The organism is Anaerotignum faecicola, assembly GCA_024460105.1.
Taxonomy (GTDB): Bacteria; Bacillota; Clostridia; order Lachnospirales; family Anaerotignaceae; genus JANFXS01.
This window is the reverse complement of record JANFXS010000286.1, coordinates 1-451: the sequence shown is the minus strand read 5'-3', so window position 1 is coordinate 451 and position 451 is coordinate 1. Positions and strand designations below refer to the sequence as shown.

General features: G+C 50.8%; 1 protein-coding gene. It reads right to left on the bottom strand.

The genetic code is table 11. The annotated features are described in order from the left end of the window. On the bottom strand, window positions 1–399 hold a 399-nt coding region (locus NE664_13990; protein MCQ4727745.1), incomplete at its 3' end, for an extracellular solute-binding protein. Window positions 400–451 lie beyond the last annotated feature (52 nt).

Here is a 451-nt window from a genome sequence, read left to right as displayed (position 1 = left end):
CTCTTCAATTCCCAGCTCCGCAAACAGCTTCGTATTATAGAAGATACAGCTTGTATTTGCAAAATCCGGGATTCCGTACACGCCATTTTCCGGATTATTGAGCGGGCCTGCCCATGCAAGCGCGCCTTTGTTGTAATTCCAGCCCTCTTTTCCGAGGAAACCGGTCAGTTCCATGAGCTGTCCATTGGCGGAATATTCGTTGAAGGTCGTCTTCATCAGCTGTACAATCTCCGGCGGATTATCCCCCATCAGCTCCGCCTTCACCTTGTCGTCATAGCCCTCTGAACCGTAAAATTCCAGATTGATCTTAACCGGATTGCTGTCATCTGCATTGTACTCGTCCACAAGAACGGGCCAGTTGGAAATCTGGCTCTCCGACCATTTAATCAGAACTCTCACTTCCGGTCTCTCCGCCGGCTTCTCACTCTCTGCAGCCGCCTCTGTTACTGCC